Source organism: Kribbella sp. NPDC048837, from assembly GCF_055586945.1.
On record NZ_JBVJHF010000003.1, the window covers coordinates 1 to 14,922 of the forward strand.

Annotated in this window: 13 protein-coding genes; all 13 read left to right on the forward strand. The window is 69.7% G+C overall.

All coding sequences use genetic code 11. The features are described 5' to 3' along the window. Nucleotides 1-630: sensor histidine kinase (locus ACZ6O0_RS15680; RefSeq protein WP_465765603.1), on the forward strand; the 630-nt coding region annotated here is incomplete at its 5' end. A 68-nt stretch (nucleotides 631-698) separates the two neighbouring features. Then, the gene (gene ppk2 / locus ACZ6O0_RS15685) at nucleotides 699-1,505 is read left to right on the forward strand and encodes a polyphosphate kinase 2 (protein ID WP_465765604.1); all 807 of its coding nucleotides are present in this window, start codon (nucleotides 699-701) and stop codon (nucleotides 1,503-1,505) included. Nucleotides 1,506-1,594: 89 nt separating this feature from the next. After that, complete coding sequence (locus ACZ6O0_RS15690) at nucleotides 1,595-2,398, forward strand: 2-oxo acid dehydrogenase subunit E2 (RefSeq protein WP_465765605.1); 804 nt, start codon at nucleotides 1,595-1,597, stop codon at nucleotides 2,396-2,398. Continuing rightward, a complete protein-coding gene (locus ACZ6O0_RS15695; RefSeq protein WP_465765606.1) occupies nucleotides 2,395-3,162 on the forward strand; it encodes a universal stress protein in 768 nt (255 codons plus the stop codon). Before ACZ6O0_RS15690 ends, ACZ6O0_RS15695 begins: the two co-directional genes overlap by 4 nt. Before the next feature lie 50 nt (nucleotides 3,163-3,212). Next, entirely contained in the window at nucleotides 3,213-5,861 is a 2,649-nt protein-coding gene (locus tag ACZ6O0_RS15700) for a winged helix-turn-helix domain-containing protein (RefSeq protein ID WP_465765607.1), read from the forward strand. Nucleotides 5,862-5,948: 87 nt separating this feature from the next. Next, complete coding sequence (locus ACZ6O0_RS15705) at nucleotides 5,949-6,224, forward strand: hypothetical protein (RefSeq protein WP_465765608.1); 276 nt, start codon at nucleotides 5,949-5,951, stop codon at nucleotides 6,222-6,224. After that, nucleotides 6,221-6,928 carry a DUF4386 domain-containing protein gene (locus ACZ6O0_RS15710; RefSeq protein WP_465765609.1) on the forward strand — a complete coding sequence of 236 codons (708 nt, stop codon included), beginning with the start codon at nucleotides 6,221-6,223 and terminating at the stop codon, nucleotides 6,926-6,928. The genes ACZ6O0_RS15705 and ACZ6O0_RS15710 overlap by 4 nt, the downstream gene beginning before the upstream one ends. A gap of 76 nt (nucleotides 6,929-7,004) precedes the next feature. Continuing rightward, nucleotides 7,005-8,240, forward strand: coding sequence for an MFS transporter (locus ACZ6O0_RS15715; protein WP_465765610.1), 1,236 nt, complete (start codon nucleotides 7,005-7,007; stop codon nucleotides 8,238-8,240). Between the two features lie 96 nt (nucleotides 8,241-8,336). After that, nucleotides 8,337-9,146: an alpha/beta hydrolase gene (locus tag ACZ6O0_RS15720; RefSeq protein WP_465765611.1), complete on the forward strand. Its 810-nt coding sequence runs from the start codon at nucleotides 8,337-8,339 to the stop codon at nucleotides 9,144-9,146. 37 nt (nucleotides 9,147-9,183) lie between these two features. Beyond that, nucleotides 9,184-10,134 carry an alpha/beta hydrolase gene (locus ACZ6O0_RS15725; RefSeq protein ID WP_465765612.1) on the forward strand — a complete coding sequence of 317 codons (951 nt, stop codon included), beginning with the start codon at nucleotides 9,184-9,186 and terminating at the stop codon, nucleotides 10,132-10,134. Nucleotides 10,135-10,291: 157 nt separating this feature from the next. Next, entirely contained in the window at nucleotides 10,292-10,915 is a 624-nt protein-coding gene (locus ACZ6O0_RS15730; RefSeq protein ID WP_465765613.1) for a sigma-70 family RNA polymerase sigma factor, read from the forward strand. An 82-nt stretch (nucleotides 10,916-10,997) separates the two neighbouring features. Next, nucleotides 10,998-12,143: a helix-turn-helix domain-containing protein gene (locus ACZ6O0_RS15735; protein WP_465765614.1), complete on the forward strand. Its 1,146-nt coding sequence runs from the start codon at nucleotides 10,998-11,000 to the stop codon at nucleotides 12,141-12,143. A 6-nt stretch (nucleotides 12,144-12,149) separates the two neighbouring features. After that, nucleotides 12,150-14,912 (forward strand): ATP-binding protein, encoded by a 2,763-nt coding sequence (locus ACZ6O0_RS15740; RefSeq protein WP_465765615.1) that lies wholly within the window; start codon nucleotides 12,150-12,152, stop codon nucleotides 14,910-14,912. The last annotated feature ends 10 nt before the right edge of the window (nucleotides 14,913-14,922 follow it).

Here is a 14,922-nt window from a genome sequence, read left to right on the forward strand (position 1 = left end):
GAACGCGCCCGCTCCCAACGCGACCGCGACATGCTCGCCGTCCTCGAAGACCGCGACCGGATCGCCCGCGACCTGCACGACGTCGTCATCCAGCGACTCTTCGCCACCGGACTCCAACTCCAAGGCATGCACCGCCTCGCCCGCCCCGAACACCAACAACGCATCAGCCGCGCCGTCGACGACATCGACACCACCATCCACGACCTCCGCGCCGCGATCTTCGAACTCCAGCAAACCCCCGACACCACCTCCCTGCGCGCCGACATCCAGGCCCTCGTCACCGAATACACCGAACCCCTCGGCTTCCGCCCCCAACTGACCTGCACCGGCCCGATCGACACCGTCGTCCCACCCCCCGTCCGGCCACAAATCCTCGCCGCCATCCGCGAATCACTGTCCAACGTCGTCCGCCACGCCCAAGCATCCGCGGCAACGGTCGCGGTCACCGTCGGCGCCGGCCAAGTCACGGCGCGGATCTCGGACGACGGCGTCGGGATCGGTTCCACCACCCGCAGGAGCGGCCTGCGCAACCTCACCGAGCGAGCCCAGGCCCTCGGCGGAACCGTCACGGTCGGCGACAACGAACCGCACGGCACGGTCGTCGAACTCACCGCGCCGATCGGCGACTGACCGAGCCTGACTCGGACCCCGGCCCATGACCGCTGTGATCCGGGCCGCGGATGCGAGATGGTGCTGGGATGAGTGGCGCGAGGAAGCGGTTGCCGAAGAAGGTGTACGAGCGGGAGCTCCTGCGGCTCCAGGCCGAACTGGTGAAGCTGCAGGAATGGGTCCGGGTCGAGGGCGCCCGGCTGGTGGTGGTCTTCGAGGGCCGGGACGCGGCCGGGAAGGGCAGCACGATCAAACGGGTGACCCAGTTCCTCAACCCCCGGGTCGCGCGGATCGTGGCGCTGCCCGCACCGACCGAACGGCAGCGGACGCAGTGGTACTTCCAGCGGTACGTCGAACACCTGCCGGCCGCCGGCGAGATCGTGCTGTTCGACCGCAGCTGGTACAACCGGGCCGGCGTCGAGCGGGTGATGGGCTTCTGCACGAACCAGGAGTACGCGCGGTTCCTGCATCAGAGCCCGATCTTCGAGCGGCTGCTGGTCGAGGACGGCGTCCTGCTGCGCAAGTACTGGTTCTCGGTCAGCGACAGTGAGCAGGAGAACCGGTTCCGCAGCCGCCTCGAGGACCCGATGCGGCGCTGGAAGCTCTCCCCGATGGACCTGGAGTCGATCAGCCGGTGGGAGGACTACTCCCGCGCCAAGGACGAGATGTTCGTCCATACCGACATCCCCGAGGCGCCCTGGCACGTCGTCGAGAGCGAGGACAAGCGCTCGGCACGGGTCAACATGATCGCGCACCTGTTGTCGACGATCCAGTACCACGATGTCCAGCGGACACCGCTCGACCTGCCACCCCGCCCGCCGTCGAAAGGCTACGAGCGCCCGCCGCGCGACATGCAGACCCAGGTTCCGGACCACGCGGCGCAACTCACCCGATGAGAGTCGAAGGTCCCGGGTCGCACAGACCGATCGGCCGATGCGGAGGCTGCGCGAGCGGGGCGATGCTCGAGGCAGATCGGAGGTGGACCGTGCACCAGCTGCACTCGAAGGTCGTCCCCGTGCCCTGGGCCCGGCGGCTCGTGATCGATGCCGGCCGGGCGGCACGGCGCCGCCATGTCGTGCACGGCCTGGTCGAGGTCGATGTGACCTCGGCCCGCGCGGCGCTGCGGGAGGCGACCGGTCACGACGTCTCATTCACCGCGTTCGTGATCAGTTGTGTGGCCCGCGCGGTCGCCGCTGATCCCACGATCCAGGCGTACCGGAACCTCCGCGGCCGGGAGGTGATCTTCGACCAGGTCGACGTCGGCCTGCCCATCGAGGTCGACCTGAACGGAAGCTCGTTCGCGTTCACGCACGTACTGCGCGATGCCGGCAATCGCACCGTGCAGGACCTGCATCGCGAGATCCGCGACGTCAAGGCGGATCCCCACCTCAGCCCATCGGTGCGGAAAGCGTTGTGGGCGCGCGCGTACCTGATCCTCCCCGCCTTCGTGCGCATCGGGCTGCTCCGGGCGCTTCACCGGTTGCCCGATCGCCAGCGGGCGCTGGCCGGAACCATCGGCGTGACGGCGGTCGGCATGTTCGGCGCCGGCGGCGGGTGGGGTATCGCCTTCCAGCTTCACACGCTGGGCATCGTCGTCGGCGGCATCACCCGCCGCCCGATCCTGTTCCAGGGCCGGCTGGTCGAACGTGAGTTCCTGCAGCTGACCGTCAGCGTCGACCACGACGTCGTGGACGGAGCACCCGCCGCCCGCTTCGTGAAGCGCCTGCGCGACCTGCTGACGGCCGCCGACGGCATTTCGTCCGCCCGACCGGCGAGGAGGCCGGCATGAGAGTTGTCGCAGGTATCGACGGATCACCGGCCGCGGAAGCCGCGATCAGATGGGCCGCGATCGAAGCGGCCTCGCTCGGCGCGGAGCTGGACCTCGTGTACGCGGTGACGCCAACACCCGACCCCTCGGCCCAGCGGATCGTCCCCGCGGCGATCGCGCTCGCACGCCGGCTCCAACCGGCCATTACGGTCGACGGCTGGTCCGAGACCGGCTCAGCATCGACCATCCTGATGAAGGCCTCCGGCGATGCCGCTCTGGTGGTCATCGGCAGCCGCGGCCTCGGCCTGATGCTGGGCGCCCTGATCGGCTCGACCGGCCTCGACCTCGCGGCCAACGCCAGGTGCCCGGTCGTCGTCGTACGACCCGACCTCCACGAATCCGGCCGCCGCGTCGTGATCGGGTACGACGGCTCGTCCGCGAGCGACACCGCCCTCGATCTCGGCCTGGACTACGCCCGCCGCCACGACCTCGCCGTCCGCGTGGTCGCGGCACAGCCCCCGGGAACCGAACTGCACCGCATCACCGAGGCCGAGCTCCAAGACGCCGTACACCACCGCGGCGGCCATGACGCCGAACTCGTCCAGATCACCGGTCACCCGGCCGAACACCTCCTCAGCCTCTCCGCCGACGCCGCCCTCCTGGTCCTCGGCGCCCGCGGCCGCGGCGGCTTCGCCGGCATGCTCATCGGCTCCGTCAGCCAAACCGTCCTCCACCACGCCACCTGCCCGGTAGCCATCATCCCCACGGCCACGGTCGGAGGCTGACGATGACAACCCATCAAGCAACACCGACCAGGTCCACTACCTAGCGCACGATGACGGATCTTCTCGTCGAGACCAAACTCTTTCCGCCTGCACCCCGGGACGGCATCGTGGCGCGGGCTCGGCTGGATGAGGTCCTGGCTCGTGGCGGGCGGCTGGTGCTGGTTTCGGCGCCGGCGGGGTTCGGCAAGACCACGCTGGTGGGGCGGTGGCTGGCGCGCGCCGGAGGCTCAGTCGCGTGGGTTGCCCTCGACGAGGGCGATCGAGAGGTTTCGTCGTTCTGGACCTATGTGCTCACCGCACTGGACCGCGCCGTTCCAGGTGTCGGTGCCGGCGCGCTTCCGTTGCTCCAGGCCGGGAAGACGCCGATCGAGGCCGTGCTGACCGTCGTTCTCAACGAGCTGAGCGTGCTGCCCGGTGAGGTCACCCTGGTCCTGGACGACTACCACCTCGTCGACGGCCCCGGCATCCGGCCGGGCATGACTTTCCTCCTCGACCATCTGCCCCCGCAGGTCCGCCTGATCATCAGCACCCGGGCGGATCCCGGCCTGCCGCTGGCCCGCCTCCGCGCACGCGGCGAGCTCATCGAGATCCGCGCCGCCGACCTCCGCTTCACCCTCGCCGAGGCCGGCACCTACCTGAACGACGTCACCGGCCTGCGTCTCACCACCGGGGACATCGCGTCACTCGAAGAACGCACCGAGGGCTGGATCGCGGCCCTGCAGCTCGCGGCCCTGTCACTCCGGGGTCGCGACGATGCCGCCGGCTTCATCGCCGGGTTCGCCGGCGACGACCGCTTCGTCGTCGACTACCTGGTGGAAGAGGTGCTGGACCGGCAGCCCGAGCAGGTACGACGCTTTCTGCTCGAGACATCCATCCTCGACCGTCTGACCGGCGCACTGTGCGACGTGGTGACCGGCGAGCACGACGGCAAGGCGATGCTCGAGCGGCTCGACCGGGCGAACCTCTTCCTGGTCCCGCTCGACGACCAGCGCCGTTGGTACCGCTACCACCACCTCTTCGCCGACGTCCTGCACTCCCATCTGCTCGACGAGCGCGGCGACGTCGCGGACCTGCATCGACGCGCCGGCAGCTGGTACGACGACGCCGGCGAGCCGGTGCCCGCCGTACGGCATGCCCTCGCGGCCGGCGATGTCGGGCACGCGGCCGACCTGGTCGAGCGCGCCGTTCCCGAACTGCGCAAGAACCGCCAGGAGCACACCTTGCGCCGCTGGATCGACGAACTGCCCGACGAGGTGGTCGACCGCCGCCCGGTGCTCGCCATGGGGTTCGTCGGCGCACTGATGGCCGGCAACGAGTTCAGCGACGTCGACCGCCGGTTGTCCGACATCGAGCAGCTCCTAGACGGCCGATCGCAAGAGCTCGTGGTCGTCGATCAGACTGAACTCGCCAGACTGCCCGGTGGCATCGAGCTGTACCGTGCCGCGCTCGCACTCATCGCCGGAGACCTGTCCGGAACCTTGAAGCACGCCCAGCTGGCAGTCGTCCGCGCGCCCGAGCATGACGACCTCACCCGGGCATCGGCCGAGGCCCTTGCCGGACTCGCCTCCTGGACAACGGGCGACCTCGAGGCCGCCCATCGCAGCTACACCGACGCTTCCGCCGGGCTGCACCGAGTCGGGTACGTCGCCGACGTACTGGGATGCGCGATCACCCTCGCGGACCTCGAATCCACGCAGGGCAGGCTCCGCCAGGCACGACGCACGTACGAACGCGCCCTCGACCTCGCCGCCGGCCAGGCCCTGCGCGGCACCCGCGACATGTACGTCGGTCTGAGCCAGCTCGCGCTCGAGCACAACGACCTGGCCGCCGCCACCGAACACCTGAGGCACAGCGACGAGCTCGGAGAGCAGGCCGGCCTGCCACAGAACCCCTACCGCTGGCGAGTGGCGATGGCACTGCTCAGGGAGGCCGAGGGCGATCTCGACGCCGCACTCGGACTGCTCGCCGAGGCGGAACGCGTGTACGTGGGCGACTTTGCGCCGAACGTACGCCCAGTCCCAGCACTACGCGCGCGAATGCTGGCTGCGCACGGGGACGTGGCCTCCGCGCTGGACTGGGCGCGGCAGTCCGCCGTTTCCGTCGACGATGAGGTGTCGTATCTGCGCGAGTACGAGCATGTGACTCTGGCCCGGGTCCTCCTCGCCGAGCAGCGCGACGCCATCGGGTTGCTCGAACGACTTCTCTCCGCGGCCGAGGATGGCGGCAGGCAAGGGACCGTCATCGAAGTCCTGACGCTGCTAGCGATCGCGCAGCACGCAGTCGGCAACGACAGCGAGGCCGAGGCGGCACTGGAACGCGCGCTGACGCTCGCCGAGCCCGAAGGCTATGTCCGGGTCTTCTCCAGCGAAGGCCGACCGATGGCCAAGCTGCTCACTACGCTGGACCGGCACCGACCGGGACAGGCGTATGTGCGCCGACTCCTCGACGCAACGGGTGAATCGGCTCGTCCCTCGCCCAGCCAGGCGGGCCTCATCGAGCCGCTGACCGGGCGCGAGCTGGACGTGCTGCGGCTGCTCGTCAGCGAGCTCGACGGCCCGTCCATCGCCCGGGAGCTCGTGGTGTCGCTGAACACCGTGCGTACCCACACCAAGAACGTCTACGCCAAGCTCGGCGTCAACAACCGCCGCGCCGCCGTCCGCCGGGCACATCAGCTCAACCTGTTGTCCCACCGCCCCTGAAGCTCATCGGCGATTTCACCAGATGATGTGAGGTCAACTCACCACATCGGCTCCTAGCTTGCAGACACCTGCACAAGAGGAGCACCCGTGAACAGCACAGCCACCGGCCGGCCGTACGACGGCAACTGGTACGAGATCCGCCTCCAGGGGCGTCTCGACCCCCGGTGGTCGGTCTGGTTCGACGGGCTCACCCTCACCCCCGGAGCCGACGGCACCACCACCATCCGGGGCGCCGTCGCGGATCAGGCCGCCCTGCACGGCCTGCTGCAACGACTCCGCGACCTCGGCGTCCCCCTCCTCTCGGTCGCCCAGGTGGAGCCCGAACCCGAAGATCCGCACAGCTCAGACTGGAGACAGCCATGACCACCACCACACCAGCCAGGACAGCCACCAGCGACCCCACTCGCAATCACGCCCGCGCCGCCGGCATCTTCTACCTGATCACCTTCGCGGCGTCCCTGCCCGCCTTCGCCTTCATCGGATCGGCGGTGAACCCGGACCTCACCGTCGCCGCCGGGCACGACACCCAACTCCTGTCGGCCGGCTTCCTGGACTTCGTCAACGCCCTCGCCGGCGTCGGCAGCGCCGTCGCGCTGTTCCCGGTGCTCAAGCGCCAGAACCAGGCTTTCGCGCTCGGCCTGGTCACCTCACGGCTGATCGAGGCCGCGATCATCATGACCGGGGTCGTCAGCCTGCTCGCTGTTGTCACCCTCAACCAGAACGGCGCCGGTACGGCGGGCACCGACCAGGCCCTCGTGGCGATCCGGGACTGGACATTCCTGTTCGGCCCGGGCTTCATGGCCTGCGTCAACGCCGTCCTGCTCGGCACTTTGATGTACAAGTCGGGCCTGGTCCCGCGGATCATCCCCACCCTCGGACTCATCGGGGCTCCGCTGCTCTTCACCGCGAACGTCGCGACCCTGTTCGGTCACAACGAGCAGACCTCCGCGATCACGATGCTCGCGACGCTGCCCATCGCCGCCTGGGAGCTCTCGGTCGGCATCTGGATGACGGTCAAGGGATTCAAGCCCGCACCAATCACCGCCGGCCTGACCAAGGTCGACTGATCGCGTTCCGGCCCACCGCCCCGGGGCGGTGGGCCGATACCGTGAGACGCTCGCACCCACCGCGAGGAGAGTCCCAGTGGAGCCTGAGCCGCTCGAGCGGGTTGGCCGGGGCTTCATCTCGCGGTACGCGCTGGCGTCCATGGGCACCTCCCTGCTGTTCCTCGCTCCCCTGCTGGTCTCCCTGGCCCTGAAGGTCAACTCGCTCGTCGGAATCGAACAGGCTCCCAACAGCCTCGCGCTCGTCGCCGGAACCGGGTCCATCGTGGCGATGCTCGGAAACCCGTTCTTCGGAAAGCTCAGCGACCGCACGTCATCGCGGTTGGGCATGCGGCGGCCCTGGATGGTCACCGGCCTGGCCGGCGGATGCCTGGGCATCCTCGTCGTTGCGCTCGCGCCCACCATCCTGGTCGTCCTCATCGGGTGGTGCCTGGCCCAGCTCTCGCTCAACGCGCTGCTCGCCGCTCAGGTCGCCGTACTGCCGGACCAGGTCCCGGTCGCCCAACGCGGTTTGGTTGCCGGCGTCCTCGGAATCGCCCTCCCCATCGCGTCGGTCAGCGCGACCTACCTGGTTCAGCTGTTCACCGGCAACCGGCTCGCGATGTTCCTGGTTCCGTGCGCGATCGGCGGCTTCTTCGTCCTGCTCTTCGTTGTCACGCTGAAGGATCGCCGACTCGACCCGGAGGACAAGCCGGCCTGGTCTCTGCGGGAACTGGCCAGCACGTTCTCCTTCGACCCACGCAAGAGCCCGGACTTCGCCTGGGCGTTCGCCAGCCGATTCCTGCTCCTGCTCGCCTACGCCCTGCTCACCACGTACCAGGCCTATTACCTACTCGACCAGATCGGCACCGCCGAGGCCGACGTACCGCACCAGGTCTTCCTCGGCACCCTCGCCCAGTCCGTCGTCCTCATCGCCGCATCCCTCGCCGGCGGCCAACTCTCCGACCGCACCGGCCGACGGAAGATCCTCGTCATCACCGCCTCCCTCCTGTACGGCGTGGCGCTGCTCGTCATCGCCCTCGCCGACACGTTCACCGGCTACCTCATCGGCATGGCCCTCAGCGGACTCGGCTTCGGCCTGTACGTCGCCGTCGACCTCGCGCTCGTGGCCGACGTACTCCCCGACCGAGCCACCGCCGCGAAGGACCTCGGCGTCTTCAACATCGCCAGCGCCCTCCCCTTCTTCGTCGCCCCAGCGATCGCCCCAGCCATCCTCGCCCTCTCCGACGGCAGCTATGCCGTCCTCTACACAGCCGCGGCAATCTCCGCCGTCACCGGCGCCGCCGCCATCCTCCCGGTCAAACGCGTCCGCTGACGCGGACGGCGTGTCACGGATCGGAGGGCTGTTCGGACTTGGTTGGTGTCCGGATCGTCTTCGCGGCTGGGGCGTGGGGTCAGTAGAGGAGTTGTCATGTCACGCACGATCGTTCTGATTCATGGGCTGTGGCTCACACCGCGGAGCTGGGAAGGCTGGAAGGCGCGGTTCGAGAAGCGGGGGCACGAGGTGCTCGCGCCGGCGTGGCCGCGGATGGAGGGCGAGGTCGAGGCGCTCCGGCGCGACCCGTCCGTCATGAACGGGCTCGGGATCGCCGAGGTGGTCGACCATTACGACCGGATCATCCGCGACCTCGGCAGTCCGCCGGTGATCATGGGGCACTCGACCGGCGGACTCGTGACCGAGTTGCTGCTCGACCGCGGCCTGGGCGCGGCCGGCGTCGCCCTGTCGCCGGCACCGGTGAAGGGCGTACTGCGCCTACCGCCGGCGTTGCTGCGCTCCGTCTTCCCGGTCCTCAGGAATCCGGCCAACAGGCACAAGACCTTCGCGATGACCCCGAAGCAGTTCCGCTACGCGTTCACGAACACGATGACCGACGAGGACGCCCAAGCGGCGTACGAGCGGTACGCCGTTGCCGCCCCGGGCCGTGTGGTCTTCCAAGGGGCGTCCGCCAACTTCAACCCGCGCGCCGCCACCAAGGTCGACTTCCACAAGGACGACCGCCCTCCGCTCCTGGTGATCGGGAACACCGAGGACCACACGATCCCCGCCTCGGTGAGCAAGGAGGCCGCGATGCGCCTCGGGAAGTCGAAGGCGGTCGTGCAGTACGAAGAGTTCGCCGGACGCCCGCACTTCACCGCCGGCGCTCCCGGCTGGGAGACCGTGGCCGACTTCGCGCTCGACTGGGCGACGAGTCATACGAGCGCGCCGGCCGCCATCGACTGACCACCGGCAACCACCTCCGGAAAGGACGGAATCCCTCATGAGCAAGCACTTCCTCGAGACAGCAGCCCAGGAGTTCGCGGACGCGACGGCGAAACCGCCGTTCCTCTACGAGCTCGGCCCGGACGGGGCCCGCAAGGTACTCGACGACGTCCAGGGCGCACCGATCGCCAAGCTCGACGTGGCGGACACCTGGATCACGGTGCCGGCGGACGTCGGCGACGTGCGGGTCCGCATCGTCAAACCCCCGAACGTGACCGGCCCCGTCGCGACCGTCCTCTACATGCACGGCGGCGGCTGGGTCCTCGGTAACGCCGGAACCCATGACCGGCTGGTCCGCGAACTGGCCGTCGGGGCGAACGCGGCGATCGCGTTCGTGGAGTACGACCGCTCCCCCGAGGCTCACTACCCGGTCGCGATCGAGCAGGGGTACGCGACCGCCCAATGGATCACCAAAGAGGGTTCGGCCGAGGGCCTCGACGCGAACCGGCTGGCGGTGGCCGGCGACTCGGTCGGTGGCAACATGACCGCCGCACTGGCGCTGCTCGCCAAGCAGCGGGGCGACGTGACGTTCGTCCACCAGTCGATGTACTACCCGGTGACCGACGCCGGGCAGGACACCGACAGCTACCGCGAGTTCGCCGACGGTCCGTTCCTCACCGCCAAGGCAATGGCCTGGTTCTGGGACTGCTACGCGCCGGACCACGCCCAGCGCTCCGAGATCACCGCATCGCCACTGCGAGCGAGCATCGACGACCTCACCGGCTTGCCGGAGGCCTTCCTGATCGTCGACGAGAACGACGTCCTCCGCGACGAGGGTGAGGCGTACGGGCGCAGGCTCACGGAGGCCGGCGTACGGACGACGTGCATCCGCTACAACGGCATCCTCCACGACTTCATGATGCTCAACCCGCTCCGCGAGACCGCCGCTACGACGGGCGCGGTCGAGCAGGCGATCCACGTCCTCCGCAAAGCCCTCGGGACCGACTGATCCGACAGCACACAATGCCGCGTCGCCACCGAGGTGACGCGGCATTCCCACGATCACGTGGTGGGCCACGACTACGTGGCCAACCACGTGGTTCGCAAGGCGCGACAGGACGGCCGCTACCCGCACTCTGGAAACAAGAGCGGAAGGGGCTGGGACTGTGAACGCCGAGCACCTCAACGGCGACCTCGACGAGGCTGTCGCGACCTTCATCCGAGTGCGACCCCGGTTGATGGCGATCGCCTACCGGTTCCTCGCGAACACGAGCGAGGCCGAGGACATCGTCCAGGAGACCTGGCTCCGCTGGCAGAAGACCGACCGTACGGTCGTCCTGGATCCGCAGGCTCTCCTGGCGACGATGACCACCCGGCTCGCCATCAACCTCAGCCAATGCGCGCGCCGGCGCCGCGAGACCACCGTGGCCCCCTCGGCGCCCGAGCGGGCCGATCCCGGCGCCGACCCGGCGACCAGGGCCGAACGCCGCGAATCCGTCGAAGAAGCGGTGCTGATCATCCTGGAGAGCCTGAACCCGCGAGAACGCGCTGCCTTCGTGCTCCGGGAGGCGTTCGACTACCCGTACGGACAGATCTCGGAGTTCCTCCACCTCGGCCAGGCCAACACCAGGCAGGTGGTCAGCCGGGCCCGCGGGCGGATCGCCGCCGACCGGCCCGTGGATGCCCACCCGGGATCGTCCCGGCGCTTCCTCCACGCATTCCTCGACGCCTCCCGGGCCGGCGACCTCACCGGCCTCGAAGAGTGCCTCGCCGCCGACCTCGCCGGCTGAACGGGCAGTGACTGTCCGGTAGTCACTGGGTTCGTTGCCCGCCAGTCCCGGCGCGGATAGGCTCCTTTGTTGGCGGTGGGCTATGGCGATCGGCGATCGGGGCCTTCAGCTCGAAGGCCGGCACAGCGAGTGTGAGACTCTCGATCGGCTCATAGCCAATCTGAGAGCCGGACAGAGCGCTGCGCTGGTGCTCCGCGGCGAAACCGGCATCGGGAAGACCGCCCTCCTCGACTACATCCACGGCCACTCGCCGGCATGCCGGATCGCGAGAGCAGCCGGCGTCGAGTCCGAGCGTGAACTGGCGTTCGGCGGCCTGCACCAACTCTGCGGGCAGATGCGGGAGCGCCTCGCCGACCCACGGTTCGGTGCCTTGAGTACGGCGTTCGGTCTGACCGCGGGGACGCCGTCCGACCGGTTCCAGGTCGGACTCGCGATGCTGAACCTCCTCGCCGAGGTGGCCGAGGACCGGCCCCTGATCTGTTTGATCGACGACGCCCAGTGGCTCGACCGGGTTTCCGCCCAGACCCTCGCCTTCGTCGCACGCCGGCTCCTGGCCGAGCGGGTCGCGCTCGTGTTCGCGATCCGCGAGCCCGATGACGCCCACGAACTGGCCGGTCTCCCCGAACTCGTCGTCACCGGCCTCGGGTACGGCGATGCCCGCGCCCTGCTGGACACGACGATCACCGGTGTCGTGGACGAGCACGTCCGCGACCGGTTCGTCGCCGAGACGCGAGGCAACCCCCTCGCGCTGATCGAGTTGCCGCGCGGTCTGTCGGCGGGACAGCTGGCGTCCGGTTTCGGGATGCCGGACGCGGGCGAGCTCGCGAGCAAGATCGAAGAAGGCTACCTGCGGCTGTACGGCGAATGGCTGCGCCGGGAGAACCGGCGCCAGGACGCGCGGATCCAGCTTCGCCTCGCCCACGACAGCCTGAGTCACAGCGGCGCCATGGCCTTCGCCGAGCGGGCTCGCCTGGAGCTGACGGCCAGCGGCGAGACAACGCGGAGACGGGACGCCGGCACGCCCGAGGTCCTCACCGCGAAGGAGGCGCAGATCGCCCACCTCGCCGCGGACGGGCTCACCAACCAAGAGATCGGCCTGCAGCTGTTCCTCAGCCCGCACACCGTCGACTGGCACCTCCGCAAGGTGTTCACCAAGCTCGCCGTCACGTCGCGCAGACAGCTCGACGCGACCTCGATCGACGCCGTCACGCCGGTCTCCGCCGGATGATGCACCGTGCGCCACGATCCGGGCCATGGCATGTACGGTCGGCAGACCGAATGCGAGGCGCTGGACCGGCAGATCGCGACCGTCCGCGCGGGACGCAGCGCGGTCGTGATCCTCCGCGGAGAGGCCGGCATCGGCAAGACCGCGCTGCTCGAGTACGTGGCGGCGAACGCGGCAGGCTGCCGGGTCGTCCGAGCAGCCGGTGTGGAATCCGAGATGGAGCTGGCGTACGGCGGGGCGCACCAGCTGTGCATCCCGTTCCTGGATCACGCCGATCACCTACCGGAGCCACAACGCAACGCGCTGCGGACCGCGTTCGGCCTGAGCGCCGGGACGCCGCCGGATCGCTTTCTGGTCGGGCTCGCGGTGCTCAGCCTGCTCGCCGCGGTGGCCGATGAGAGGCCGCTCGTCTGCCTGGTCGACGACGCCCAGTGGCTCGATCGGGTCTCCGCCCAGACGCTCGCCTTCGTCGCGCGCCGGCTGTTCGCGGAACCGGTCGGCCTGTTGTTCGCCGCCCGCGACTCCAGCACCGAGGGCGAGCTCCCCGGGCTGCCTGAGCTCCGGGTCCAGGGACTGGGCGAGCTCGACTCCCGCGCCCTGCTCGACTCGGTGACGCCGGGACGCATCGACGAGCGGGTCCGGGATCGGATCGTCGCCGAGACCCGCGGCAACCCACTGGCGATCCTGGAACTGCCGCGCGGACTGACCGCGGCGCAGATCGCCGGAGGCTTCGGGAACCCTGATCCGCGACCACTCGCGAGCCGGCTCGAGCAGGGCTTCCTCCGCCGCCTCGACGCACTCCCGGCGACGACCCAGCGACTGCTGCTCATCGCCGCGGCCGAGCCGGTCGGCGACGTCCTGCTGCTCTGGCGCGCGGCCGAGCAGCTCGGGATCGGACTCGCCGCCGCATCACCCGCGGAAACCGCGGGGCTGATCACCATCGGTGCGCGCGTACGTTTCCGGCATCCGCTGGTGCGCTCGGCGGTGTACTACGGCGCGGCGCTGCAGGATCGCCGGAAGGTCCACAAGGCGCTGGCCGCGGCGACAGATCCCCGAATCGATCCCGATCGGCGGGCCTGGCACCTCGCCCGCGCCGCGGCCCGTCCCGACGAGGCAGTGGCCGTCGAGCTGGAGCGATCCGCCGACCGAGCGCAGGCCCGAGGTGGGATCGCGGCGGCAGCCGCGTTCCTGGAGCGCGCGGCCGAGCTCACGCCCGATCCCGGTCGACGCGGCGCCAGAGCCTTCGCCGCGGCACAGGCGAAGTACCAGGCGGGTGCGTTCGACACCGCGCTGGAACTGCTCGACACTGCCGAGCTCAGCCATCTCGGTGAACTCGAGCTGGCCACGTCGGAACTTCTGCGCGGCCGGATCATCTTCTCGTCCAGGAGTCCCAGCGCAGCCTTGCCGCTGTTGCTCGACGCGGCGAAACGCCTCGAGCCACTCGATGCCGGGGTCGCGCGCGAGACCTATCGCGACGCGCTCTACGCGGCGCTCACCGCCGGTCGTCTGCCGAGCGGTGGACTCGAGGAGATCGCCGAGGCAGCGCTCACCGCACCGCCCTCGACGGATCCGGGACGCTCGGATCTGCTGCTGTACGGCGTCGCCGCGGTGGTCGCTCGGGGCTATGCCATCGGCGTGCCGATGCTGAAGCAGGCACTGATCGCCTTCCAGAGCGAGCCGATCACCCCGAAGGAGGGTCTGGGCTGGTTGCCGCTCGCCAGTCGCATGGCCCATGACGTCTGGGAGTTCGACAGCTGGACCGTGTTGTCGGCGAAGCTGGTCGACCTCGCCCGCGAGGCGGGTGCTCTCTCGGTCCTGCCGTCGGCGCTGCTGTTGCGCCTGTCGAATCGCGTGTTCGCCGGCGACATCGCCGGCGCCGACTCGCTGGCTGCCGAAGCGATGACGATCGGTGAAGCCACGGGCAGCCGCTTCCTGGCCCAGTACGGCGCGCTGGTGATCGAGCCGTGGCGGGGCAGCGAAGCCGCGACCCGGCACGCGATCGAGGCCATCACGCAGGCACGAGCCCTGCGCGGCGAAGGAAAGGTGCTGACCGCGACCCAATGGGCGGCCGCCGTTCTGTACAACAGCCTCGACCGCTTCGAGGAGGCGTACGCCGCGGCCGAGAAGGGCTGCGCACATCCACAGGAGCTGGGCCTGTCGACCTGGTCGTTGGTCGAGCTCGTCGAGGCCGCCGTACGCACCGACCGGCCAGAGGCCGCGCACGAGGCACTCGACAGACTGAGCCGGTTGACCCATCCCGCCGGCACCCCATGGGCGTTGGGCACGTTGGCGAGTATGCGTGCGCTCGTGACCGACGGACCAGCCGCGGAGGCGTCGTACCGGGAGGCGATCGAGCGCCTCGACCGCACCGAGGTCCGCGTGATGCGAGCTCGCACGCGCCTCCTGTACGGCGAGTGGTTGTCCGGTCGGAACCGGCATGCCGATGCGCAGGTACAACTGGGCGCCGCCCACGAGATGTTCGCCCGGATGGGAGCCGAGGCGTTCACGGAACGGGCCGGACGCCGGCTGGAGGCCATCGGAGCGCGAGTACGGACGCGACCGGTCGAAACACGTCCGCGGCTCACACCCCAGGAGGCACAGATCGCTCACCTGGCCGCCGCCGGGCTGACGAATCCGGCGATCGGCGCGGAGCTCTTCCTCAGCCCGCACACGATCGAGTGGCATCTGCGCAAGGTGTTCCTGAAGCTGGGGATCACGTCCCGCAAGCAGCTCCGGACCACCCTGTCCGCAGACGCCGCACCTCTCGCCTGACCGCCGACCG